The sequence below is a fragment of the Streptomyces sp. LZ34 genome (assembly GCF_053890475.1).
In genome coordinates, this window is record NZ_CM132680.1 from 9,297,539 (window position 1) to 9,320,669 (window position 23,131).

28 protein-coding genes are annotated in these 23,131 nt (G+C 70.3%); 19 read left to right on the forward strand and 9 right to left on the reverse strand.

Translation table 11 applies throughout. The features are described from left to right. Positions 1 to 25 precede the first annotated feature (25 nt). The 8 genes from hisD to hisF all read left to right on the forward strand — a co-directional run bounded on the left by hisD (position 26) and on the right by hisF (position 5,854). Positions 26 to 1,351, forward strand: a complete 1,326-nt coding sequence (gene hisD / locus ACWY4P_RS39600) for a histidinol dehydrogenase (protein WP_456205448.1) — start codon at positions 26 to 28, stop codon at positions 1,349 to 1,351. Continuing rightward, on the forward strand, positions 1,348 to 2,466 hold the full coding sequence (locus tag ACWY4P_RS39605) for a histidinol-phosphate transaminase (RefSeq protein WP_456205449.1): 1,119 nt from the start codon (positions 1,348 to 1,350) through the stop codon (positions 2,464 to 2,466). The genes hisD and ACWY4P_RS39605 overlap by 4 nt, the downstream gene beginning before the upstream one ends. Further along, positions 2,463 to 3,056, forward strand: coding sequence for an imidazoleglycerol-phosphate dehydratase HisB (hisB, locus tag ACWY4P_RS39610; protein WP_456205450.1), 594 nt, complete (start codon positions 2,463 to 2,465; stop codon positions 3,054 to 3,056). The genes ACWY4P_RS39605 and hisB overlap by 4 nt, the downstream gene beginning before the upstream one ends. Further along, positions 3,053 to 3,217, forward strand: coding sequence for a hypothetical protein (locus ACWY4P_RS39615; protein WP_456205451.1), 165 nt, complete (start codon positions 3,053 to 3,055; stop codon positions 3,215 to 3,217). Before hisB ends, ACWY4P_RS39615 begins: the two co-directional genes overlap by 4 nt. Next, entirely contained in the window at positions 3,214 to 3,858 is a 645-nt protein-coding gene (gene hisH / locus ACWY4P_RS39620; RefSeq protein ID WP_456213214.1) for an imidazole glycerol phosphate synthase subunit HisH, read from the forward strand. Before ACWY4P_RS39615 ends, hisH begins: the two co-directional genes overlap by 4 nt. A gap of 78 nt (positions 3,859 to 3,936) precedes the next feature. Continuing rightward, positions 3,937 to 4,668, forward strand: a complete 732-nt coding sequence (gene priA, locus ACWY4P_RS39625; protein ID WP_456205452.1) for a bifunctional 1-(5-phosphoribosyl)-5-((5-phosphoribosylamino)methylideneamino)imidazole-4-carboxamide isomerase/phosphoribosylanthranilate isomerase PriA — start codon at positions 3,937 to 3,939, stop codon at positions 4,666 to 4,668. Further along, entirely contained in the window at positions 4,665 to 5,072 is a 408-nt protein-coding gene (locus ACWY4P_RS39630) for a RidA family protein (protein WP_456205453.1), read from the forward strand. The genes priA and ACWY4P_RS39630 overlap by 4 nt, the downstream gene beginning before the upstream one ends. Beyond that, positions 5,069 to 5,854: an imidazole glycerol phosphate synthase subunit HisF gene (hisF, locus tag ACWY4P_RS39635; RefSeq protein ID WP_456205455.1), complete on the forward strand. Its 786-nt coding sequence runs from the start codon at positions 5,069 to 5,071 to the stop codon at positions 5,852 to 5,854. The genes ACWY4P_RS39630 and hisF overlap by 4 nt, the downstream gene beginning before the upstream one ends. 266 nt (positions 5,855 to 6,120) lie before the next feature. Here the strand turns inward: hisF and ACWY4P_RS39640 are convergent, their stop codons facing one another. Continuing rightward, on the reverse strand, positions 6,121 to 6,873 hold the full coding sequence (locus ACWY4P_RS39640) for a TetR/AcrR family transcriptional regulator (RefSeq protein ID WP_456205456.1): 753 nt from the start codon (positions 6,871 to 6,873) through the stop codon (positions 6,121 to 6,123). A gap of 118 nt (positions 6,874 to 6,991) precedes the next feature. On the opposite strand from ACWY4P_RS39640, the gene ACWY4P_RS39645 reads away from it, so the two are divergent. From ACWY4P_RS39645 to ACWY4P_RS39655, 3 genes are read left to right on the forward strand one after another with little or no spacing between them, the layout of a single operon-like run. Next, on the forward strand, positions 6,992 to 7,615 hold the full coding sequence (locus ACWY4P_RS39645; protein ID WP_456205457.1) for an NADPH-dependent FMN reductase: 624 nt from the start codon (positions 6,992 to 6,994) through the stop codon (positions 7,613 to 7,615). 17 nt (positions 7,616 to 7,632) lie between these two features. Next, positions 7,633 to 9,195, forward strand: coding sequence for an MDR family MFS transporter (locus ACWY4P_RS39650; protein WP_456205458.1), 1,563 nt, complete (start codon positions 7,633 to 7,635; stop codon positions 9,193 to 9,195). A 40-nt stretch (positions 9,196 to 9,235) separates the two neighbouring features. Next, the gene (locus ACWY4P_RS39655) at positions 9,236 to 10,354 is read left to right on the forward strand and encodes an NADH:flavin oxidoreductase (protein WP_456205459.1); all 1,119 of its coding nucleotides are present in this window, start codon (positions 9,236 to 9,238) and stop codon (positions 10,352 to 10,354) included. A 45-nt stretch (positions 10,355 to 10,399) separates the two neighbouring features. Here the strand turns inward: ACWY4P_RS39655 and ACWY4P_RS39660 are convergent, their stop codons facing one another. After that, positions 10,400 to 10,714: a DUF1330 domain-containing protein gene (locus ACWY4P_RS39660; RefSeq protein ID WP_456205460.1), complete on the reverse strand. Its 315-nt coding sequence runs from the start codon at positions 10,712 to 10,714 to the stop codon at positions 10,400 to 10,402. A gap of 78 nt (positions 10,715 to 10,792) precedes the next feature. Between ACWY4P_RS39660 and ACWY4P_RS39665 the strand changes: the two genes are divergently transcribed. Continuing rightward, the gene (locus ACWY4P_RS39665; RefSeq protein ID WP_456205461.1) at positions 10,793 to 11,515 is read left to right on the forward strand and encodes a TetR/AcrR family transcriptional regulator; all 723 of its coding nucleotides are present in this window, start codon (positions 10,793 to 10,795) and stop codon (positions 11,513 to 11,515) included. 35 nt (positions 11,516 to 11,550) lie between these two features. Here ACWY4P_RS39665 and ACWY4P_RS39670 read toward each other — a convergent pair whose 3' ends face one another. Further along, positions 11,551 to 11,856: a hypothetical protein gene (locus ACWY4P_RS39670; protein ID WP_456205462.1), complete on the reverse strand. Its 306-nt coding sequence runs from the start codon at positions 11,854 to 11,856 to the stop codon at positions 11,551 to 11,553. 207 nt (positions 11,857 to 12,063) lie between these two features. Between ACWY4P_RS39670 and ACWY4P_RS39675 the strand changes: the two genes are divergently transcribed. Next, on the forward strand, positions 12,064 to 12,405 hold the full coding sequence (locus ACWY4P_RS39675) for a nuclear transport factor 2 family protein (protein ID WP_456205463.1): 342 nt from the start codon (positions 12,064 to 12,066) through the stop codon (positions 12,403 to 12,405). Between the two features lie 14 nt (positions 12,406 to 12,419). Here ACWY4P_RS39675 and ACWY4P_RS39680 read toward each other — a convergent pair whose 3' ends face one another. After that, positions 12,420 to 13,184, reverse strand: a complete 765-nt coding sequence (locus tag ACWY4P_RS39680) for a GntR family transcriptional regulator (protein ID WP_456205464.1) — start codon at positions 13,182 to 13,184, stop codon at positions 12,420 to 12,422. A 167-nt stretch (positions 13,185 to 13,351) separates the two neighbouring features. On the opposite strand from ACWY4P_RS39680, the gene ACWY4P_RS39685 reads away from it, so the two are divergent. Continuing rightward, positions 13,352 to 13,792, forward strand: a complete 441-nt coding sequence (locus ACWY4P_RS39685; protein ID WP_456205465.1) for an ATP-binding protein — start codon at positions 13,352 to 13,354, stop codon at positions 13,790 to 13,792. 263 nt (positions 13,793 to 14,055) lie between these two features. Further along, on the forward strand, positions 14,056 to 14,862 hold the full coding sequence (locus tag ACWY4P_RS39690) for a nucleotidyltransferase domain-containing protein (RefSeq protein ID WP_456205466.1): 807 nt from the start codon (positions 14,056 to 14,058) through the stop codon (positions 14,860 to 14,862). On the opposite strand, the gene ACWY4P_RS39695 is transcribed toward ACWY4P_RS39690, so the two are convergent. Further along, positions 14,863 to 15,462, reverse strand: a complete 600-nt coding sequence (locus tag ACWY4P_RS39695; protein ID WP_456205467.1) for a hypothetical protein — start codon at positions 15,460 to 15,462, stop codon at positions 14,863 to 14,865. Between the two features lie 270 nt (positions 15,463 to 15,732). On the opposite strand from ACWY4P_RS39695, the gene ACWY4P_RS39700 reads away from it, so the two are divergent. Both ACWY4P_RS39700 and ACWY4P_RS39705 read left to right on the forward strand, forming a co-directional pair. Then, positions 15,733 to 16,161 carry a hypothetical protein gene (locus ACWY4P_RS39700; protein ID WP_456213215.1) on the forward strand — a complete coding sequence of 143 codons (429 nt, stop codon included), beginning with the start codon at positions 15,733 to 15,735 and terminating at the stop codon, positions 16,159 to 16,161. Further along, positions 16,158 to 17,702 (forward strand): multicopper oxidase family protein, encoded by a 1,545-nt coding sequence (locus tag ACWY4P_RS39705; protein WP_456205469.1) that lies wholly within the window; start codon positions 16,158 to 16,160, stop codon positions 17,700 to 17,702. Before ACWY4P_RS39700 ends, ACWY4P_RS39705 begins: the two co-directional genes overlap by 4 nt. A gap of 61 nt (positions 17,703 to 17,763) precedes the next feature. On the opposite strand, the gene ACWY4P_RS39710 is transcribed toward ACWY4P_RS39705, so the two are convergent. Beyond that, on the reverse strand, positions 17,764 to 18,699 hold the full coding sequence (locus ACWY4P_RS39710) for a GntR family transcriptional regulator (RefSeq protein ID WP_456205471.1): 936 nt from the start codon (positions 18,697 to 18,699) through the stop codon (positions 17,764 to 17,766). A 202-nt stretch (positions 18,700 to 18,901) separates the two neighbouring features. Between ACWY4P_RS39710 and ACWY4P_RS39715 the strand changes: the two genes are divergently transcribed. Then, positions 18,902 to 20,011, forward strand: a complete 1,110-nt coding sequence (locus ACWY4P_RS39715) for an FAD-dependent monooxygenase (RefSeq protein ID WP_456205472.1) — start codon at positions 18,902 to 18,904, stop codon at positions 20,009 to 20,011. Between the two features lie 334 nt (positions 20,012 to 20,345). Here ACWY4P_RS39715 and ACWY4P_RS39720 read toward each other — a convergent pair whose 3' ends face one another. Both ACWY4P_RS39720 and ACWY4P_RS39725 read right to left on the reverse strand, forming a co-directional pair. Beyond that, entirely contained in the window at positions 20,346 to 20,900 is a 555-nt protein-coding gene (locus tag ACWY4P_RS39720) for a hypothetical protein (protein ID WP_456205474.1), read from the reverse strand. Positions 20,901 to 20,919: 19 nt separating this feature from the next. Next, positions 20,920 to 21,414 carry a hypothetical protein gene (locus ACWY4P_RS39725; RefSeq protein WP_456205476.1) on the reverse strand — a complete coding sequence of 165 codons (495 nt, stop codon included), beginning with the start codon at positions 21,412 to 21,414 and terminating at the stop codon, positions 20,920 to 20,922. Positions 21,415 to 21,730: 316 nt separating this feature from the next. Between ACWY4P_RS39725 and ACWY4P_RS39730 the strand changes: the two genes are divergently transcribed. Next, positions 21,731 to 22,192 carry an FAD-dependent monooxygenase gene (locus ACWY4P_RS39730; protein WP_456213216.1) on the forward strand — a complete coding sequence of 154 codons (462 nt, stop codon included), beginning with the start codon at positions 21,731 to 21,733 and terminating at the stop codon, positions 22,190 to 22,192. Between the two features lie 21 nt (positions 22,193 to 22,213). Here the strand turns inward: ACWY4P_RS39730 and ACWY4P_RS39735 are convergent, their stop codons facing one another. Next, positions 22,214 to 22,921: a FadR/GntR family transcriptional regulator gene (locus ACWY4P_RS39735; protein ID WP_456205477.1), complete on the reverse strand. Its 708-nt coding sequence runs from the start codon at positions 22,919 to 22,921 to the stop codon at positions 22,214 to 22,216. Between the last annotated feature and the right edge of the window lie 210 nt (positions 22,922 to 23,131).

The window sequence follows — 23,131 nt, forward strand, 5'->3', positions numbered from 1 at the left end:
GTACGGGTCTGAGACAATTGATCGCGTGATCTCCCGTATCGATCTGCGCGGTGCCGCCTTCCCTGAGGGCGGGATCGACCGCGACCTGTTGCCCCGTGCCGAGCTCGACGTCGAGGCCGCCCTGGAGAAGGTGCGGCTGATCTGCGACGACGTGCGCCATCGCGGCACCGCGGCGCTGATCGACTACGCGCGGCGGTTCGACGGTGTGACGATCGAGCGGGTGCGGGTGCCCGAGGAGGCGCTGACGCGCGCCCTCGAGGAGCTGGACCCGGCCCTGCGGGCGGCCCTGGAGGAGTCCATCCGGCGGACCCGGCTGGTCCACCGCGAGCAGCGGCGCGCCGACCACACCACGCAGGTCGTGCCGGGTGGCACGGTCACCGAGCGCTGGGTGCCGGTCGAGCGGGTGGGTCTCTATGTGCCGGGCGGCCGGTCCGTCTACCCGTCCTCCGTTGTGATGAACGTGGTGCCCGCGCAGGAGGCCGGGGTCGGCTCGATGGCCGTCTCCTCGCCGCCGCAGAGTGACTTCGGCGGGCTGCCGCACCCCACCATTCTGGCGGCGTGCGCGCTGCTCGGCGTGGCCGAGGTGTACGCGGCGGGCGGCGCCCAGGCCGTCGCCATGTTCGCGTACGGCACCGAGGAGTGCCGCCCGGTCTCCCTGGTCACCGGGCCCGGAAACATCTGGGTGACCGCGGCCAAGCGGCTGCTCAAGGGGCGCATCGGCATCGACGCCGAGGCCGGCCCCACCGAGATCGCGATCCTCGCCGACGCCACCGCCGACCCGGTGCATGTCGCAGCCGACCTGATCAGCCAGGCCGAGCACGACCCGCTGGCCGCCTCGGTGCTCGTCACCGACTCCGAGGAGCTGGCCGCGGCGGTCGACAAGGAGCTGGAGGCGCAGGTCGCCGCGACCAAGCACGTCGAGGACCGGATCCGCCCGGCGCTGAGCGGGCGGCAGTCCGGCATCGTGCTGGTCGACGGCCTCGATCAGGGGCTCGCGGTCGTGGACGCGTACGCCGCCGAGCACCTGGAGATCCAGACGAGGGACGCGGCGGCGGTCGCCGCCCGGGTGCGGAACGCCGGGGCGATCTTCGTCGGCCCGTACGCGCCCGTCAGCCTCGGCGACTACGCGGCAGGGTCCAACCATGTGCTGCCCACCGGCGGCTGCGCCTGCCACTCCTCGGGGCTGTCGGTGCAGTCCTTCCTGCGCGGCATCCATGTCGTGGACTACACGCGGGAGGCGCTGGCGGAGGTCGCCGGCCATGTGGTGACGCTCGCCGAGGCGGAGGATCTGCCCGCCCACGGCGCCGCGGTGAAGGCAAGGTTCGACTGGAAGGTGCCGGGCGACAAGTGACCGGGATTGACGATCTCCCCATCAGGGACGAGCTGCGCGGCAAGTCCCCGTACGGCGCCCCCCAGCTGGACGTACCCGTACGGCTGAACACCAACGAGAATCCGTACCCGCTGCCCGAGGCGCTGGTGGCCCGGATCGCCGAGCGGGTCACCGAGGCGGCCCGCCACCTCAACCGCTACCCGGACCGGGACGCGATCGAGCTGCGCACCGAGCTCGCGAAGTATCTGACCCACACGGCCGGCCACGAGGTCGGCGTGGCCAATCTGTGGGCCGCCAACGGCTCCAACGAGGTGCTTCAGCAGCTGCTGCAGACCTTCGGCGGGCCCGGGCGCACCGCCATCGGCTTCGAGCCCTCGTACTCGATGCACGCGCTGATCTCCCGCTCCACCGGCACCGGCTGGATTTCCGGCCCGCGGAACGCCGATTTCACCATCGATGTCGACGCGGCCCGCGCGGCCATCGCCGAGCACCGCCCCGATGTCGTCTTCGTCACCTCACCGAACAACCCGACCGGCACCGCCGTCGAGGCCGAGACCGTGCTGGCCCTCTACGACGCGGCACAGGCGGCACGGGCGAACGCGGCCGGGGCGCTCGTGGTGATCGACGAGGCGTACGGCGAGTTCAGCCACCGCCCCTCGCTGCTTCCGCTGATCGAGGGACGGCCCCGGCTCGTCCTCTCCCGGACGATGTCCAAGGCGTTCGGCGCGGCCGGGCTGCGACTCGGCTATCTCGCCGCCGACCCGGCGGTGGTGGACGCTGTCCAGCTGGTCCGCCTGCCCTACCACCTGTCCGCCGTCACCCAGGCCACCGCGCTGGCCGCCCTCGAGCACACCGATACCCTGCTCGGATACGTCGAGGCGCTCAAGACCGAGCGGGACCGCCTGGTGCGCGAGCTGCGCGCGCTCGGCTGCGAGGTGACCGAGTCGGACGCCAATTTCGTACAGTTCGGCCGCTTCGAGGACGCCCACGTGGCGTGGCAGGCCCTGCTGGAGCGGGGGGTCCTGGTCCGTGACAACGGTGTGCCGGGCAGACTGCGGGTCACCGCGGGCACCCCGGCCGAGAACGACGCGTTCCTCGACGCGGTACGCGAGCTGATGAAGGAGAGAAGCGCATGACCCGCGTGGGCCGTGTGGAGCGCACCACCAAGGAAACCTCGGTCGTCGTCGAGATCGACCTCGACGGCGTCGGCAAGGTAGACGTGTCGACGGGCGTCGGCTTCTACGACCACATGCTCGACCAGCTCGGCCGCCACGGTCTCTTCGACCTCACCGTCAAGACCGAGGGCGACCTGCACATCGACACCCACCACACCATCGAGGACACCGCCCTCGCGCTCGGCGCCGCCTTCAAACAGGCGCTCGGCGACAAGGTGGGGATCTACCGCTTCGGCAACTGCACGGTGCCGCTGGACGAGTCGCTGGCCCAGGTGACCGTGGACCTCTCGGGCCGCCCGTATCTGGTGCACAGCGAGCCGGAGAACATGGCGCCGATGATCGGCGCCTACGACACCACGATGACCCGGCACATCCTGGAGTCCTTCGTCGCGCAGGCGCAGATCGCCCTGCACGTCCACGTCCCGTACGGGCGCAACGCCCACCACATCGTCGAATGCCAGTTCAAGGCGCTGGCGCGGGCGCTGCGCTATGCGAGCGAGCGCGACCCGCGCGCCGCGGGCATTCTTCCCTCCACGAAGGGCGCCCTATGAGCGGTCTTTCTACTGCCTTTATCGTCCTCGGTCTGTTTCTGCTCGGTGGGGTCTACTCCTTCGTCAAGCAGGGCCTGCCCAAGAGCGTCATCGTGCTGCTCGGCATCGGCGCCGCGATGTCGCTCACGGCCGGAGTCCTTCGGCTGGAGGTGTGGAATTGACCTCGGGCGCCAAGAAGGTCGTCGTCTTCGACTACGGCTTCGGCAACGTACGGTCCGCCGAGCGGTCCCTCGCCCACGTCGGCGCGGACGTCGAGATCACCCGTGACTACGACCGGGCCGACGCCGCCGACGGCCTCCTGGTCCCCGGCGTCGGCGCCTTCGCCGCCTGCATGAAGGGGCTGCGCGAGGCCCGCGGCGACTGGCTCGTGGGGCGCCGGCTGGCCGGCGGGCGCCCGGTGATGGGCATCTGCGTGGGCATGCAGATCCTCTTCGGGCGCGGCATCGAGCACGGCGTGGAGGCCGAGGGCCTGGACGAGTGGCCCGGCACCGTCGAGCAGCTGAACGCCCCCGTCGTCCCCCACATGGGGTGGAACACGGTCAAGGCCCCCGAGGACTCCCAGCTCTTCGCGGGCCTGGACGAGGACGCCCGCTTCTACTTCGTGCACTCCTACGCGGTCCGCACCTGGGAGCTCGAAGTGACCAACCCGCACATCCCCGCCCCCAAGGTCACCTGGGCCACACATGGCGAGCCGTTCGTCGCCGCGGTCGAGAACGGCCCGCTGTGGGCGACCCAGTTCCACCCCGAGAAGTCCGGCGACGCCGGAGCGCAGTTGCTGCGCAACTGGCTCGACACGCTCTGACCGGCCCGGCCGTCCCCGTTACTCCGTAGCCGTTTACCCCGTAGCCGTCACTTCGCAGCCCTCACCGTAAGGTCTCCCATGAGCACGCACCGCCTCGAACTCCTCCCCGCCGTCGACGTCCGCGACGGCCAGGCCGTACGCCTCGTCCACGGCGAGTCCGGCTCCGAGACGTCCTACGGCGACCCGCTGGAGGCCGCCCTCGCCTGGCAGCGGGCCGGCGCCGAGTGGCTGCACCTGGTGGACCTGGACGCGGCCTTCGGCACCGGCGACAACCGCGAGCGGATCGCCGAGGTCGCGGACGCCATGGACCTCAAGGTCGAGCTCTCCGGCGGCATCCGCGACGACGCCTCGCTCGCCGCCGCCCTCGCCACCGGCTGCACCCGCGTCAACCTCGGCACCGCCGCGCTGGAGTCCCCGGAATGGGTCGCCAAGGTCATCGCCGAGTACGGGGACCGCATCGCCGTGGGCCTCGATGTCCGCGGCACCACCCTGCGCGGCCGCGGCTGGACCCGCGACGGCGGCGACCTGTACGAGACCCTTGCCCGCCTGGACTCCGAGGGCTGCGCCCGCTATGTCGTCACCGACATCGCCAAGGACGGCACCCTCCAGGGACCCAACCTGGAGCTGCTGAAGAACGTCTGCGCCGCGACCGACAAGCCGGTCGTCGCCTCCGGCGGCGTTTCCTCCCTTGACGATCTGCGTGCCCTTGCGACCCTGGTACCGGAGGGTGTGGAGGGCGCCATTGTCGGCAAGGCTCTCTACGCCAAGGCGTTCACCTTGGAAGAGGCGTTGGAGGCGGTATCCGTATGACCTCACCCGAGAGTGTGCGGCGCGTCCAGGCGGACAGCCCCTGGGAAGAGACCATCGGCTTCGCCAGGGCCGTCGCGGCCGGCGACCGGGTCCTGGTCGCCGGGACGATGCCGCTGGTGGGCGGGGTCCTGCAGGGCGAGGGCGATCCGTACGAACAGACCCTGGCCGCCTTCCGCAACGCGCTGGACGCGCTGCGGAAGTTCGACCTCGGCGTCGAATCGGTCATCCGTACCCGCATGTACCTCACCCACGCGCGCGATGTGGACGAGGTGGGCCGCGCCCACAAGGAGCTCTTCGACGCCGTACGCCCCGCCGCGACCCTCGTCGTGGTGTCCGGCTTCGTCGACTCGCGCGTCCTGGTGGAAGTCGAAGTAGAAGCATTCCGAGGAGCCCAAGCGTCATGACCCTGGCGGTCCGAGTCATCCCCTGCCTGGACGTGGACAACGGCCGGGTCGTCAAGGGAGTCAACTTCCAGAACCTGCGGGACGCGGGCGACCCCGTCGAGATGGCCAAGATCTACGGCGAGGAGGGCGCCGACGAGCTGACCTTCCTCGACATCACGGCCTCCTCCGGCAACCGCGAGACCACGTACGACGTGGTGCGCCGCACCGCGGAGCAGGTCTTCATCCCCCTCACCGTGGGCGGCGGCGTCCGCACCGTGGAGGACGTCGACAAGCTGCTGCGGGCCGGCGCCGACAAGGTCGGCGTCAACACCGCCGCCATCGCCCGCCCCGAGCTGATCCGGGAGATCGCCGAGCGCTTCGGCAGCCAGGTTCTCGTCCTGTCCGTCGACGCACGCCGCTGCGCGCCTACTCCCGACGGGGGACCGGCCACCCCGTCCGGCTATGAGGTCACCACCCACGGCGGCCGCCGCGGCACCGGCATCGACGCCGTGGAATGGGCCCACCGCGCCGCCGAGCTGGGGGCGGGGGAGATCCTGCTGAACTCGATGGACGCCGACGGCACCAAGGACGGCTACGACACCGCCATGATCGAGGCGGTCCGTAAGCACGTCACCGTCCCCGTCATCGCCAGCGGCGGCGCCGGCAAGCTCGCCGACTTCTCCCCGGCGATCGCCGCGGGCGCGGACGCGGTGCTCGCGGCCACCGTCTTCCACTTCGGTGATCTGCGCATCGGCCAGGTCAAGGAGGCGCTGCGGGAGACGGGGCACCCGGTGCGGCTGTAGGCCTCCGGGCGCTCCGGGCGGCGGCCGCCCGGAGCGCCGGGCCCCGGCTCACCCCCCGGTGTCGAAAGCGCGCAGCACCAGCTTGCCCTGGGGGTCGTCGCCAGCGCCTTGGGGGCCTTGAGCGCGACCACAACGATCGGGTCACGCCACGCGACCCGGCTGGAGAGACGGCGGTCGGCGCCGTGGAGTTGCACCAAGGGCGGGGCCGTCTCTCCGGGGTCGGCGGGCCCGACATACCGGTGACTGAGGCCGCGCACGCTCATGGCTCAGATGCCCAGACGGGCGGCGATTCCATCGAGGACGGCATCGAGCCCGATCTCGAACTGCCACTCCGCGTCGTCCTTGCGGGTCGCCTCGTTGATGTAGCGGGCGTATGTCGGGTACCGGCCGGTGTTCATCAGCCAGTTCATGCGCGGGGCAAGGGCGATGCGCGTCTCGTCGGCGCTGGCCCACCCCTGCTCCTGCATCAGCTCCGCGAGGCCGATCTCACGGTCCACGGCGCCTTTCACGTAGGAGTCGACGGCGCGGCAGACCGCCATCATCGTGTCGACGTCCAGATCGAGCTCGTCGAGCGAGGCCAGGGCGTTTTCGACCACGGCCACTTGGTTCGGCGTCAGCGTGAACACCGCCGTGCGGGCCACCCAGCGGTGCTGGAGGAGCACCGCCCTGGTGCGCCGGGAGAGCGTGTGCATGGCCTGCCGCCAGTCCTTGGCGCCCTCGGGCGGCGTCATCTCGCCGTAGACGTGGTCGACCATCAGCTCCAGGAGCTCGCCCTTGCCGGACACATAGCGGTACGCCGCCATCGGCGCGACCCCCAGATCGGTCGCGAGGCGGCGCATGGTGACGGCGTCGATGCCTTCCGCATCGGCGATCGCCACCGCGGCCCGGGCGATGCGCTCGGGGGTGAGCGTGGAGCGCGGGGCGGGAGCCGGGCGGTTCAGCCGCTCCCACAGGAAGGCGGCCTCCGGCTCGCCCTGCTCCAGCTTTGCCTGCGTCTCCTGCTTCTTCCGGGGAGGCATGGGGCCAGCTCCTTCTCTCACGAGTGATGTACAGAGTATCGCCCAGTGGACAACGTACACACTGCTGTGTACGTTGTATCTCGAAGAATACGGCGTACACAGCGAACGGGAGCCTCCCATGAACGACCTCGACGACAACCCCAATGGCGGCCTCAGCGGCGGCCCGCTGCGCGTGGCGGTCCTCGTCGGCAGCACCCGGGACGGCCGCTTCGGACCCGTGGTGGCCGGATGGACGGCCGGCCACATCGCCCAGCGCGAGGACATGGAGGCGGACCTTGTCGACCTGGTCGAGACCCCGGTCCCGACCGTCATGCCGGCCTTCGGGCAGCAGCCGTCCGACGAGGACGTGGCGCTGCTCGGCGCCGTCGCCCCGCGGCTGGCGGCGGCCGACGCGTTCGTCATCGTCACGCCGGAGTACAACCACAGCTACCCGGCGGCCCTGAAGAACGCGATCGACTGGCACAACCCGCAGTGGCACGCCAAGCCGGTCGCCTTCGTCTCCTATGGCGGCATCTCCGGCGGTCTGCGCGCGGTCGAGCACCTGCGGGGCGTCCTGGCCGAGCTGCACGCGGTGACCATCCGCAACACGGTCAGCTTCCACAACTACGGCGACAAGTTCGACGCGGACGGCAAGCCCCTGGACCCGGAGTGCGACGCCGCGGCCAAGTCCCTGCTCGACCAGCTGACCTGGTGGGGGCTCGCGCTGCGGGACGCCCGCGCCGCCCGCCCGTACACCGGCTGAGGCGGGGGAGCGCAGCCATGACCGGCGACCCGGGGGACGCGCCCCCTCCCGCCCGACAGAACCCTCCCTACCTGGGCATCTTCGGCCTGATGCTCGGCATCTTCCTGGCGACCCTCGACGGCCAGATCGTCGGCGTCGCGCTGCCGACCATCGTCGGCGACCTGGGCGGCCTCGACCACTTCTCCTGGGCCGTCACGTCCTACCTGCTCACCTTGGCCGCGACCACCCCGATCTGGGGCAAACTCGGCGACCTCTACGGCCGCAAGGGCGCCTACCTCTGGTCCGTGGTGCTCTTCCTGATCGGCACCGTCCTGTGCGGCCTCGCGCAGAACATGGGACAACTCATCGCCTTCCGCGCCGCCCAGGGCCTCGGGGCCGGCGGTCTCATGGTCGGTGCGATGTCCATCATCGGCGTACTGATCCCCGCTCAGGAACGCGGCCGCGTCCAGTCGATGATCGGCGTGATGCTGCCCGTCGCCTTCGTCGGCGGGCCGCTGCTCGGCGGATTCATCACCGACGTCCTGGACTGGCGCTGGGTCTTCTACGTCAATGTGCCCTTCGGTATCGCCGCGCTGCTCGCCGTCGGCAAGGGCGTACGGCTGCCACGGGCGCGGGCCGGCGGACGGATCGACTACCCCGGTACGGCCCTGCTGACCGCCGCCATCCTGTCGCTCACCCTGCTGGCCGGCTGGGGCGGCACCCGCTACGACTGGACCTCGCCGCAGATCGTGCTGCTCGGCGCGGTGGCCGCCGCGGCCCTCGCCGCCTTCATCCGGGTGGAACGGCGCGCGAAGGAGCCCGTCATCCCGCTGCGGCTGTTCCGCAGCCGCGACTTCACCCTCGCCCAGGCCCTCAGCTTCCTGGTCGGCGCCGCGCTGATCTCGGTGGCCAGCTACCTGCCCCAGTACATGCAGTTCGTGCAGGGATCCTCCTCCACCGTCAGCGGCATGCAAGGCCTGCCCCTGATGATGGGCATGCTGGCGGCGCAGCTCATCACCGGCAGGCTGATGGACCGGGACGGCCTGGAACGCGTGGTGCCGATCACCGGTGCCGCCCTCACCGTCACCGGCGTGCTCCTGCTGCTCCTGCTCGACACCGGCACCCCGGTGTTCGCCGCCTCGGCCCTCCCCCTGGTGTTCGGCGCCGGCGTCGGCATGCTGATGCAGAGCACGCTGCTCACCACGATGAACACCGCACCGCCACGCGACATGGGCGCCGCCACCGGCACCGTCACCCTGCTGCGCACGATCGGCGGCTCGCTCGGCGTCGCCGCCCTCGGCGCCGTGCACATCGGCCGGATGGCCGCCGAACTCGCCGACCGGCTCGGCGCCCGCACCGCCGAAAAGCTCACCTCCACGGGCGAGGTGACCCCGGCCTCGGTCGATCGGATGGCCGCCCACGAGCGCCACGCCGTCCAGGAGGCGTTCATCAGCGGCCTGCACGGCGTCCTCGCCGGCACGGCCGTCCTGGCGGTGGCCGCCTTCGCCCTCGCCTGGTGCGTCCGCGGGAACTCGTCCGCCAAGCCCTCCGAGCCCACCAAGGAAACGGACCGCGCGCAGATCCCGGCGACGGCGGACTGAAGCCTTGTCACACGCACCCGACAGAGAAAGCAGACCAGCCATGTCCAGCACCCCCGCCGCACGCGCCAAGGACGTCCTTCTGCGCCCCTTCACCCTGGGCGGCCTCACCCTTGTCAACCGGATCGTGATGGCGCCGATGACCCGTGAGTTCTCGCCCGGTGGCGTACCGGGCGAGGATGTGGCGGCGTACTACGCCCGGCGGGCCGCGGGCGGGGTCGGCCTGATCATCACCGAGGGGACGTACATCGGTCATGAATCGGCGGGCAGCAGTGACCGCGTCCCCCGTATCCACGGAGAACAGGCCCTGGCGGGTTGGGCCAGGGTGACGGACGCGGTGCACAGCGCCGGCGGGAAAATCATGTCGCAGCTGTGGCACGTGGGCATGGACCGCAAGCCCGGCACCCCGCCCGTGCCCGCCGCCCCGGCCATGGGCCCCTCCGGCATCGCCGTCGACGGTACGGAGTCCGGCCGGGCCATGACCCAGGCCGACATCGACGATGTTGTCGCGGCCTACGCCACGGCTGCCGCGTCCGCCCAGCGCATCGGGTTCGACGGCGTGGAGATACACGCGGGCCACGGCTATCTCATCGACCAGTTCCTCTGGGAGCGGACCAACCGGCGTACCGATGCCTACGGCGGGAACCTCGTCGCCCGCTCCCGCTTCGCCGCCGAGGTCATCGCCGCTGTCCGCCGGGCGGTCTCCCCGGGATTCCCGATCACCCTCCGGTTCTCACAGTGGAAGATGGGCGCCTACGACGCCAGGCTCGCCCGGTCGCCGCAAGAGTTGGAAACCCTGCTCGCCCCGCTGGCGGACGCCGGAGTCGACGCCTTCCACTGCTCCACCCGCCGTTTCCACCAGCCCGAGTTCGAAGGGTCCGACCTCAACCTGGCAGGCTGGACGAAGAAGCTCTTGGGCATGCCCGCGATCTCCGTCGGCTCGGTCGGCCTCGACAACGAGTTCACCGATGTGATCCAGGGCCGGCCGGGCGAGGTCACGGGCATCGAAGGACTGCTCGACCGGATGGAGCGCGACGAGTTCGACCTCGCGGCCGTCGGCCGCGCCCTGCTCGGCGACCCCGACTGGCTCACAAAGGTCCTGACCGACCGCACGGCGGACCTCAGGCCCTTCCACGTGGGCCTGCTCGCCGCCCTGAACTGAGCTGCTCCGCCGAGGCCCTGTCCGGCCACCGCACCAGCAGCACAGTCAGGCAGGGAGAGAGAAGCCCTCGGGCGGCGCGCCCTCGACGAACAACATTCCCACCCGAACCTTGCCCTCACGTATCTCCCGGGCCCGCCGGTACTCGGGGGAGTCGTACCACTCCCGGATCCGGTCCATGTCGGGAAACTCGATGACCAGGAACCGGGAGGAGTCCCAGGTGCCTTCGACGGGCTCGGGCGTGGGGCCCGCGGCCAGGTAACGGCCGCCGTGGTCGAGGATGGACTGCTGGGCCACGGGGGCGTAGGCCCAGCCGGCCTCCTCGTCGATCACATCGGCGTTGACGATGACGTAAGCGGGCATGGGGTTCCCCGTTTCCTTTGGACACGGCGTGTACTTATGTCACGGCGGAGACTATTGCATCCCTGTAACCTGCTCAAGGTGGGCATCGACGAGGGCGAAAGCGTTGCGGGTGTGATGAGCCGCCGGGAGCGGCTGCGGGCGGAGACGAGCCGGGAGATCAAAGCCATCGCGCTGCGGCAGATGGCAGACGGCGGGCCCGGAGCGATCTCGCTGCGCGGCATCGCCCGTGAGATGAGGATGACCGCTCGCGCGATCTACAGCTACTTCCCCACCCGGGACGACCTGATCACGGCACTGATCAGCGAAATCGCCGCCTCGCTCGCGGAGGCGCTGGAGACCGCCAGCAACGCCGTGCCCGACACTGACCCCGGCGGCAGGCTGCTGGCGTGGGGCCAGGCCCTGAGGGAGTGGGCGCTGGCTCACCCGGAGAGCTTCCGGCTCTTCTACGGCCACCCCATCCCCGGCTACCAACCCCCCGAGGACGGACCGGTGGACCGGACGGCACGCCGTGTGTGCCGCGAGCTGACCCGCCTGGTGGCCGCCGCATGGCCCCAAGCGCGGCACCGCCAGCCCGAGGACACCTCCTGGTCCGACCTCCACCCGGTCTACGTGGCGAAGATTCAGGCAGACCTCCCGGACGTGCCCCCCGCCGCGGCGGCGCTCGCGCTGCGCGTCTGGGGCCGGATGCATGGCCTGGTGGCCCTGGAGATCGACGGCCACATCCACCCCGTCGCGGGGAACCCGGCCGCCCTGCACCGCGCCGAAATGCTTGACCTGGTCGGGTCACTGGGCTTGGCCTAGGTTCTGCCCGGGGCGGGCAGGCCGGTCCTCGTCCGTCAGTGATCTCGCTTGCTCACATCGACCCTCGCGTCGATACCGCGCATGCTGTGCGGCCAGCGTTCGTCGATGACCTTCGCGGCCTCCCGGCAGGCGTCACAGGCATCCGCCCGCTCCGGGAACCAGAGGTGGTCCGACGGTGAGATGCCGATTCGCTCGAGCCCGCACAGCGTTCTGTCGGACGAACCGAAGGCATGGGCGACGTCAGCGGGCAGGTCGTCCGCGGCGGCTCTCTCCCAGCGCATGTCCACCGGCATGTACGGCGGACGCACGATCTCGGACGCCTCCCCGCCCACGGACGTCATCGCATGACACCACGGGCAGGACCAGATCTCGTCATGCCACCGGCTCGGCCGCACCGGCCATTGCCGCATCTCACGGCCGCACACATCGCACCCCACCCGCGTGATCCTCACACACGCCGGCGGCCCCCGCCGATGAGTTCCGGCGGCGGGATCGGTCTCCCCTTATGGGGGCCAGGAGAAAGACCCGGATCGGAAGGAAGAGCAGTCATGGCGAACGTCGACGTCGTCCGCGCGTGCATGGAGAGCTACCTCGCCCAGGACCGTGACACCGCGGACCGGCTGATCGCCGAGGATTTCGTCTTCACGAGTCCGCAGGACGACCACATCGACAAAGCCGCGTTCTTCGAACGCTGCTTCCCCACGGTCGATCGCCTCCGGTACCAGAAGATCCTGGAAGCGGTCCCTACCGGGGGCGACGACGTCTTCCTCCTGTACGAGTACGAACTGAAGACCGGCGGACGCTATCGCAACGTCGAGCTGATCACCGTGCGGGACGGAAGGCTTACTGAGACCCAGGTCTTCTTCGGCGGCCGCGTCCGGGAGACATGAGCGCCGATCTCCGGTCACGCGTCGAAGTCGTATTCCAGGATGTAGGAAGCGGCGTCGAGCACCATCTCATTGACCTCCACCGCCGCTCCGTTCTCGGCGAAGGCCGTGCGGCAGACCAGGATGACGGGGGTGCCGCTGGACAGCCGGAGGTCCTGTGCCTCAGTCGCGCTGGGCATGCGTGACCGGATCTCCTCCCGGAAGTGCACTGGTGCGTGGCCGAGCTCCGCGAGCCGTGCGTAGACGCCGCCGGGCCCGCTGTTCTCCCGGGTGATCGCTGAATCCGCGACCAGGGCGGTGGGCAGGTACGACGTAGCGAGCAGGACCGGCTTGCCGTCGAGGACGAAGCGGCGGGTGCGGGTGCAGACCCGGTCGCCGGGGCGAAGCCCCAGCACATCGGCGATGTGGCTCGCGGCTTCCTCCTTGGTCACCGAGATGTTGTCGACGGTGAGCTCGCGGTCCTCATCCAGGTCAGCGGACCAGATCGACCGCCCCGCTCCCCACTGGCCACGGGCGAGCCGCTGAATGCCGCGTCGCCGCAGTGGTCGGAAGGTCCGTACGAAGACCCCGGCGCCCTTGCGGGCTTCGGCGATGCCTTCGCTCTGCAGGACGCCGAGCGCTTGGCGGGCGGTCATGCGAGCCACCTGGTACGTGGTCATCAGCTCGTTCTCGCCGGGCAGGCGGTCACCCGGCCCGTACTCACCGGCAGCGATAGCCGCCTTGAGCGCATTGGCGATGCGCTGGTACTTGAGCCGTCCGACGTCGCCCTGACCCGCTGGCAATGGCTGTCCTCCGTTCGAATCTGGAGACGTTTCGTTCCTCTCTAGAGACACCCTAGGTCTCCGTTCGATCGATTGAGCAATCGGGTCATGCCTTAGCGTGATTGACATCTCTAGAGATGTTCTTCTGAACTGGGGATGTCTAGAGATGTCTCCATGGGGAGGGCGCGATGGCGCGTTTCGTGGATGTGCAGGGCGATGAGAAGGATCCTGAGCGGCTCGGATTGCTTGTCCTGTGCCCCGTCCCGGAGTCGGTGCCGCGGGCCCGCCGCTGGTTCAGGAAGTTCACGGCTCACGAGGAGCTCGATTGCTCGATCGACGACTGCGTGCTGTTGATCTCGGAGCTGGTCACCAATGCGATCAGGTACGGCTCGGCGGAGGGGATCTGGCGGGTGCGGGTGGAGTGGTACCGGGTGGGGCAGTCGCTTCGGGTGCATGTGCACAACCCCGGTCTCCCGGCCGGGGTCCGGCTGCGCAGCCCTGCCGCCGACGAGGCCCACGGGCGCGGGCTGTTGATCGTGGACACGGTGTGCGACGAGTGGTGGTCGGGGCCGAGTCCGTACGGGGGCACGGTCGTTGTGTTCGTGATGTACAAGGCGTTCGGCCGCTGACGCTGACCTTCGCGTCCGTACGGCGTATACTCTGCGGCCATCGTCCGTCGACGACCCCCGCGGCATCCCGGCGGGCGCGACAGGCGCCCGCTCACTCCGGAACCAGACGTGGTCTGACGGAGACGTGCCGGCCCGCTCCGCCCGCACAAAGTTCGGCCGAACGAACCGAAGGCATGGGCGACATCAGCAGGCAGGTGGCACGCGACTGTGCTCACGCGGTCAACCCTGCCCACATTCGCCGTCGGCTTGGCACGATGGCAGCCATGGATGCCCAGCCACAGCCTGACCCCACAACCTTCCCGGAGGCGACCGGTTCCAGGGCGGTCGCCGAGTATGCTCACGAAGCCCGGGGACTGGTCTTCGCTCGCTATCCGGACGCACTCGGCGCCGCACTCGGCGGGTCCAGCGCCTCCGGCCGGGCCACCCCCGGCAGCGACCTCGACATCGCTGTCCTTCTCCCCGACGACGGCACCAGCCGCCGTGAAGTGTTCCGCCACGAAGGCCGCCTCGCCGAGGTGTTCCTGCACACCCGCGCGGACTTGGGGGAGGTGTTCGCGGCGGCCCGGGCCAGCCGCCGAGCGACCGCGCTCTTCATTTACGCGGAGTCCGTCTTGCTGCACGACCCGGATGGCCATGTCGAAACCCGGCGTGCCGAGGCCCAGGCCCTGCTCGCTGCCGGGCCCGAACCCCTTACCCCGAACGAGAGCGAGTTCGGCCGCTTCCTGCTCACCGACCTTCTGGACGACTTGGCCGAGACCGGTTCCGGCGGTGACCGGCATGAGCAACTGGCCATCGCCGACCGGACGCTGCACGAAGCCGCACACCTCCTGACCGCTCATCACCGCGCCTGGAACGGGGCCGGCAAGTGGCTGCCCCGGCGCCTGACCGCGGCCGATCCGGTCCTCGGTCGGGAACTGCTCCGTGGGCACCTGACCCTCGCCGAGCGTGCCGACCCGGCGCCGCTGACCACCGCGGCCCGCGGCGTGCTGGAGCTGTTGGGTGGTCCCCTCCGGGAGGGCTACGTCGCGCCCTGGCGCCCGTCCGCCGGGAACGGAGCCGGCGAGTCATAGTCACGACTCAAGGTCGGTGAACCCGTACGGGATGCCTCCCCGCTCGATCAGCGCGTCCTCCAGCTCGTCCTCGTCGAGGTCGTCCTCCTCGCAGTCCTCCCAGCCGTCGTCCTCAAAGGCGACGTCATCGGGATCCTCGGCGAGCAGCACATAGTCGTCGTCCGTCGCGACCTCGCCGATCAGCGCCGGTACCTCGATGGCGTCCCAGTCAACGGTGACCTTGATCGCCTTGTCGAGTTCCCCGGAGAACATTCCATCGGCGAGCACCACCGACACCTTGGCCGGGTCATCCGCACCGACGGCGTAACCGGTCGGCTCGCCGGAGTCGAGAAAGGTGATGTCCGGGTAGCCGTCGACCGAGACCGTGACAAAGGGGTGGAGAGCTATCGAGTGCGTCCGGGTGCCTTGCTGATACACGTGAAGCGCAAGCTCCGCGGTGGGGTTGTACCAGCACAGTAGATACACGTTGAGGCTGTCGGACAGTTCATCCGCGAGGTCGTCCTTCACCTCGTCGAGGCTGCCCCTGATGTAGTGGGCGTCCTTGCGGGCGGCTCCCGGGGACACTCCGAACGCCAGGCCGTAGAAACTCTTGGGCGGCATGACGGTCAAGCTACACCGCGGTCCAACAACCTGAACTCTGGGTCCTTATGCAGGTGTTCTTGTGGTCTGGGCTCCAATCTCGGCGAACCGCAGGGGTGTTGCCAAGCGCGATGCGGGCAACCCGCGCCGCCCGCCCCCCCTGCCCTGCTGTCAGTGGTTCCGGGCCGGGCCTGCCAATGTAGTTCGCTAGAATATTATCTTCCGGAGTATAGTTTTCCAGGGTCAGGCGCCGCGCCGAACACCCGAGAACCCAGGAGCCACTCCATGCCCATGCCCACCCCTCGCACTCTCGCCCCACCCCCCGACTCCGTCGGCTCCCCGTCGGCCGCGGGCCGCCACCGCGTTCCGTGGTTCATGCGGATCACGCTCCTCCTGCAGTCAGCGGCGATCCTGGCGCAGGCGGTCACCGCCGGTCTGCTGCTGGCCTCCGTGCCCATCGGCCGGACCCTGCATGCCGGGATGGCGCAGGCCGTGCTGGGGGCCGTCCTGCTCAACCTCCTGGCCGCGGTCCTGGCCTGGCGCCCGGGCGGCGGCTCACCGCGGCTCATCCTCAAAAGCACGCCCATGCTCGTCTTCACCGCGCTGCAGGCGGCGCTCGGCGCGGCCCACGTACGTGAGGTGCATGTGCCGCTCGGGGTGCTGATGTTCGGGGCGAGCGTGATGTTGCTGATGCAGGCCAGGGGCGGTGAGACGGCATGACACGCACCCGTCGGCAGGCGGTCCGGCTGCTGGGAGGCTCGGCGGTGCTCCTGCCCGCCGTTGGTCTTGGGGTGCCCCGCTTGGTGGCGGCCGTGGCCGGCAAGAGGGTCGACACGGTGGGGAAGGTCGTCTTCACCCGGCGCCTTCAAGCGCCCCCGCTCGCCACTTCCCGGGTCGACGGCCGGGGGCGGCGGGTGTTCGACCTGACCATCCGTGCGGGCCGTACGGAGTTCGCCCCCGGCCGCCCCTCGGTCACCTGGGGCGTGAACGGCGGCTTCCTCGGCCCGACGCTGCGGGCCCGCCGCGGCGAGAGCGTGCTGGTCAACGTACGCAACCAGGTGGGCGAGGCGACGTCCCTGCACTGGCACGGCATGCATCTGCCGCCCGCGATGGACGGCGGTCCGCATCAGATGATCGCGCCCGGCGCCGTCTGGTCGCCGACCTGGACGATCGACCAGCCCGCGGCCTCCCTGTGGTACCACCCGCACCTGCACGGCAGCACCGCCCGTCACCTCTACCGGGGCGTGGCCGGGATATTCCTCGTCGATGAGCCCGGTGACGCCGTGGCCGCCTCGCTGCCCCACACGTACGGCGTCGATGACATCCCGCTCATCGTGCAGGACCGGCGCTTCGCGGGCGGTTTCATGCCCCCGGACGAGGACATGGCCGGCACCACCGGCTTCCTCGGCGACGAGCTGTTGGTCAACGGCGTGCGTGGCCCCTACCTGGACGTCACCACCGAGCGGGTCAGGCTGCGGCTGCTGAACGGCTCCAACGCCCGGGTGTACAACTTCCGCTTCGCCGACAACCGTTCGTTCCACCAGATCGCCTCCGACGGCGGACTGCTGGCCACCGCGCACACCACCGAGTCGATCCAGCTCTCACCCGGTGAGCGTGCCGAGATCGTGGTCGCCGTCGAGCCGGGCGAGCGGGCGGTGCTGCGCAGCCAGGACCCGGCCACGGGCAGCGGGTTCGTCCAGCATGACGGTGGATCCGACCGTTTCGACGTGCTGCAACTGCGGGCGGCCCGCTCCCTCGCACCCTCGCCCGGCGTCCCGGCGCGCCTGGCCGAGCTGCCCCGGCCGCACGCCGAGTCGGCCGCGCGTACGCGCACGTTCGAACTCGCCGAACACCGCATCAACGGCGAGCAGATGGACCTGGGGCGCATCGACTTTCCGGTGCGCCTGGACTCCACCGAGATCTGGCATGTGCGCAGCGGCGACGGCACCCTGCACAGCTTCCATGTGCACGACGTCCAGTTCCAGGTGCTCTCGGTGAACGGCCGGAAGCCGCCGCCCGGGCTGTCCGGCCGCAAGGACACGGTCCTGCTGCCCCCGGGCACGGACATGCGGCTCATCATGAGGTTCACCGACCACGCGGACCCGGACGTGCCGTACATGTATCACTGCCACATGCTCTACCACGAAGACCAGGGCATGATGGGCCAGTTCGTGGTCCTGGGCCCGGGCCAGCGGGTCGGCCGGCCGCCGCGCCCCGCCGCCCACGCGGAGCACGCGCTGCACGCGCACGGCGAGCGGTGAGAGGCTCCCGACAAAACCGCTGAGTGTCATCGGCGCCCGCCAACGGCCTCCGGTACGACGCCTAACGGCCCTCGATGATGACGGCGATCCCGTCGAGCAGCGGCCCCAGGCCGAACTCGAAGAGCTCGTCGAGGCGGAGGTCGTAGCCGTCGGGGAGGGCGGCGGTGAGGCGGGTGAACGCCGGGTAGCGGGGGGAGGTGGTGATCGCCTGGAAGGCCTGGGCCTGACGGTCCATCCACTCGTCCTCCGACAGGCCCGTGGCGGCCTCGGCCTGGGCCTCCTGTTCCAGGTTGACCGCGATGCCCTGGATGTAGCTGTAGAGGAGGACGTGCAGGTCGAGGACGGTCTTCGGGTCGAGGCCGTGGCCGTCGAGGGTGTCGAGCACCCACTCGGCGTGGACCATCAGGTTGGGCAGCAGCAGGGGGCGGGTGAGGGGGCCGGTCTGGGCCAGCCAGGGGTGTTCGCGGTAGAGGGCCCATAGGGTGCGCGCGGCCAGTTCCAGGCGGGGGCGCCAGCCGGTGGGAGGGTCGGCGGGATAGGACTTCTCGCCGAACGCGGTGTCGGCCATGAGGAGTACGAGGTCCTCCTTGCTGCCGACATGGCGATATGGCGACATCGCGGCCACGCCCAGCCGCGCCGCGACGCCGCGCATCGACAGCGCGGCCAGCCCCTCGGAATCGGCGATCTCGATGGCCGCGCGGACGATGCGTTCGCGGGTCAGCTCGTGTTCGGGGCCCGGGGGCGGTGGGGTGCGGCGTGGGGAAGGGGCGGCGACCTGGGCGGCCACGACCGTGCCGACCCGGGGCCGTGCCTCGACGAGGCCTTCCAGGCGCAGGGTGGTGAGCGCCTTGGTGGCGGTGGCGAGGGCGACGCCCCACTCCTTGGCGATCTGGCGGGTCGAGGGCACCCGGTCGCCAGGGGTCAGTTCGCCGTCGGCGATGCGGCGCCGGATCTCGGTGACGATGCGCAGATAGGGCGGATCGGGCTCGGGGGGCATCTCCAACTCCGTCCCTTCGTTTTTTCGCGGCTGTTTTCCGGCTCGCTGCTCCTGTACTAGTGCAGACGTTAGCAGGGGGAGTGGGGTGGAGTCAGGGACTGTACTAGGGCAGCTGAGGGTGAAAGCGCAGCTGGGACGGCATGCGTACGGTGTACATTCAGATGTGTACCCAGGTCGCGTACACCGTATGAAGGAGCTTCCCATGAAGACTGTGCTCATCTCCGGCGCCGGCCTCGCCGGCCCCGCCCTCGCCTACTGGCTGCGCCACCACGGCTTCGCCCCGACCGTGGTCGAGCGCGCGCCCGCCCCGCGCGCCGGCGGGCAGGCGGTGGACATCCGCGGCGTGGCCATCGAGGTCGTCCGACGCATGGGGCTGCTGGAGCGGGCGCGCGAGCTGCGCACCCGGATGCGCGGCATGTCGGTGCTCGATGGCGACGGCAACGAGATCGAGCGGTCCACCGACAAGACGTACAGCAGCGGCCGGCTCGACAGCGACGACATCGAGTTGCTGCGCGAGGACCTCACCGGGCTGCTGTACGAGCGGACCCGTGGCGGCGCGGAGTATGTCTTCGGGGACGGCGTCGCGGCCCTCCGCCAGGACGAGCACGGCGTGCGCGTGGACTTCGAGAGCGGGCGGTCGCGCGGCTTCGACCTGGTGGTCGGCGCCGACGGGCAGCACTCGACCGTGCGCGGCCTGGCCTTCGGCCCGGAGGAGGAGTTCGCCCACCCCCTCGGGATGCATGTGGCGATCTTCCGCGCGGACAACTTCCTGGGCCTGGACGACTGGCAGCTGTGGCTCAGGGACGGCACCGCCGGCTACGGCATCTACCCCGTACGCGACAACTCCGAGCTGAGGATCACCTTCGGCTGGGCGGCCGGGCCCCAGGAGCAGCGGGTCGACCACCGCGATATCGAGGGGCAGAAGCGGGCGCTCGCCGACCGGATGGCCGCCGTCCGCTGGGAGGCGCCGAGGATGCTCAAGGCGATGTGGGAGGCGTCCGACTTCTACTCGGACGCGATGGCGCAGATCCGGATGGAGCACTGGTCGCGGGGGCGGGTGGCGCTGCTCGGGGACGCGGGCTACTGTGCGTCTCCGCTGTCGGGCCAGGGCACCAGCCTGGCCCTGGTGGGCGCCTATGTGCTGGCCGACGCGCTGGGCCGAGCGGACGGCGACCACCGCGCGGCGTTCGACCGGTACGAGCGGCGCATGCGGCCGTTCGTCGAGCTCAACCAGGCGCTGGCCACGGAGAATCCCGGCGGGCCGGCCTCCGAGGAGTCGGTCGAGCGGGCCAAGAACGCGATCTCGCTATAACCAGGCCAATCGGTCATCAGGAGACGGCCGTCGCGTAGGCGCAGGGTGGGAGGGCACAGGGCAGCGTCGGCGGGGACGTGGGCGGGCAAGCGGAAACGGATACGGACCTGCGTCCAGTCCCGGCGGGAGGCGGGGGCCGCCGCACGGGTGGGCAGGCGCAGGGTCGTGCGCCCCGACCAACCCGGACCGGCACCCGGGACCCCACGTTGTCCTCGTGGAAGTGCTCCAGGAGGCCGCCCGCCAGCGCCGACCCGCCACCGGCCCCTCCGGCCGTGCGCGCGCAGACACCTTGGGCTTCCCAAGGCCACCGGGCTCCACTGTCACGACTCCCCTGTTATGCCTCCAGCAGAGAGTGGTATTGGGCGTGGCCCGCGTCGGACGGGTCTCCGCCGTGGATCTTGGCCAGCGCGCGCTTGGCCAGACCGTCGATCGTGACGGCCCGGCGAATTTCATGATTGACGGCTTCGGTGTACGACTGCGTGGAGTCCAGTGACCACCACGACCCGCCGTCCCCGAACTCATGGAAACTCACGGTGCCGTCGGAGTTGTCGGAGACCCTGAACCCGTCGTCCTGCGCGCTTGCGACGAGCGACTTGACTTTGGACTGAATCGCAGTCAGCTGGGAATGCGCGTCGTCCAGGATGGCCCAGATGCTGCTGGCCTCCTTGTACAGGTCCTCGAACTCTTTCGCGGTCTTGCTGACGAATTCACGCGTGACGGTCGCGTTGAGCCCAGCCCACCGCGCACCCTCCGACTTCTTCAGCAGGCCCGAACGCGCATCGCTCATCAGCTTCTTCAAACCATCGACAACGGACTTCCAGTCCGTGACCGCGGTACTGAGCTTTCCCAGATCGACCCCGACGAGATCCGCGTAAGTGAGAGTCCCCATCGTCATTCCCCCGTTTCCGCTACTTCACCATCTCGGATATCTCGGAAACGCTCACGGCCGAGCCGTCCCGGTTTCGAAACGAGGCCGCGATCAGCTCGTCGTCATTCGCGTGACTCTTCTTCGAGTAGTCCAGGTGATTGGAGATATGGGCGCACATCTGCAGCATGGTTTTCACCTGGGAAGTCCAGACGGACACCGTCGTGCTCAGCTCCTCGCCCATGGTGAAGTTGTGGTCGCTCAGCGCCTTGGCCGACTGCATGGACGACCCCACGCCCTCCTTGTTCGCCCCGGCCCCGGCGATGTCGGCCGCCTTCTGCAGCTTCCCGTGCAGGACGAAGGCCTCGTGCCCCACGGCGCCCAAGTCGTCCTGCTGAACGATGAGATCGGAGGCCTTGCCGCCGTCCTCGCCCCCGCCGCCACCGCCGGCCGCGGCAAGCTGGTTGAGTCGCGTATGGGCGCTCTGCTGCCCGGCCGCGTCGGCCTTGAGCTGAGACCACTCGCTGTCGAACGACATTTCCCCGTTACCTCCCGTAGAGAACATCAGCGCGTCCGGTGCTGCGGCCGTCCCTCCCCTGGCCCGCCGCACCACATCGCGAATAAAAACGCATGCTAGCTGAATCGGATGAAATCACTCCGGCTGCGGCCGGGCAAAGTTAGCCTCGATTCGTCAGCGGGGTTCGATCGCTGATCGATCCGGCGGTTCGCCCGTAATGTTCTTGGCCGGTGTGGGACGGGCCGTCGCGTGACGCCGCGGCTGCGCCGGGTTCCACGGGCTCGGAGACTGCGAAGGTCCCTCTTTCCTCCCCGTACGCGACAACTCCGAGTCGAGGATCACCTTCGGCTGGGCGGCCGGGCCCCAGGAGCAGCGGGTCGACCACCGCGATATCGAGGGGCAGAAGCGGGCGCTCGCCGACCGGATGACCGCCGTCCGCTGGGAGGCGCCGAGGATGCTCAAGGCGATGTGGGAGGCGTCCGACTTCTACTCGGACGCGATGGCGCAGATCCGGATGGAGCGCTGGTCGCGGGGGCGGGTGGCGCTGCTCGGGGACGCGGGCTACTGTGCGTCTCCGCTGTCGGGCCAGGGCACCAGCCTGGCCCTGGTGGGCGCCTATGTGCTGGCCGACGCGCTCGGCCGGGCGGACGGCGACCACCGCGCCGGGTTCGCCGCGTACGAACGGCGCATGCGGCCGTTCGTCGAGCTCAACCAGGCGCTGGCCACGGAGAATCCAGGCGGGCCGGCCTCCGAGGAGTCGGTCGAGCGGGCCAAGGCCGCGATCTCGCTCGACGGTTGAAAACCTCGCTCGCCGCGTCGCTCAGTCGGGGCGGCCGTCGCGCAGCAGCGCCAGGGTCTGCTCCAGCTCGGCTCGCAGCACACGGCCCGCCATGTCCGCGTCGCCGCGCCCGACGGCCCTGACCAGGGCGGAGTGGGCCTCGTCACCCGGGTTCGGTGTCCCGGTCGCCCCGGTGCGCAGGGCGAGCAGGTCCACCAGGTCGATCAGGGCCTGCCGCAGCCGGGGGACGAATTCGGCGAACAGGTCGATGAGTACGGGGTTGTGCGCGGCGCCGACCACTGCCGCGTGCAGCGCGATGTCCGCGTCGACGAACGCGGCGTCATCGCCCGCGGCCGCGGCGCTCCGGGCGTCCAGCGCCGCGTTCAGGGTGGTGAGGTCGGCGTCGGTGCGGCGCAGCGCGGCCAGGCGGGCGGCCTGGACCTCGACCAGCATGCGCACCTCGAAGACGTCGGTGACGGCCGCGCGGCGGAGCCGGGCGGGCCAGTCCTCGGCGGGCTCGGTGGCGATGACGAAGACGCCGGAGCCCTGACGGGCCCGCACCAGCCCCGCCCCGGCCAGGACGCGGACCGCCTCGCGCACGGTGGAGCGGCCCACGCCCAGGGTCTTGGCCAGGGTGGTCTCCCCGGGGAGCTTGGTGCCGACCGGCCAGTGGCCTCCGGTGATCTCCTCGCGCAGCCGCGCGGCCGCCTGTTCGACCAGGGGGGTGGGGCGGAGGGCGCCTAGCGGCATCCGGGTCACCTTTCAGGGGGCGTCATCTCGTCGTCGGTGGAGGCTCATAGCTTCTCAGGGCGTCCGGCGGGAGTCCGACGTGCCTCTCAATTCCACAGGTTCTCAGCTTGTCTGAGGACCTGACATGTGGCTAGCCTGTCCGCATGACGCTGCGCGGGCTCATTCTTCTCGGCTGCCGCGGCGGGGCCTGACCGGACCGGCACCCCGCCG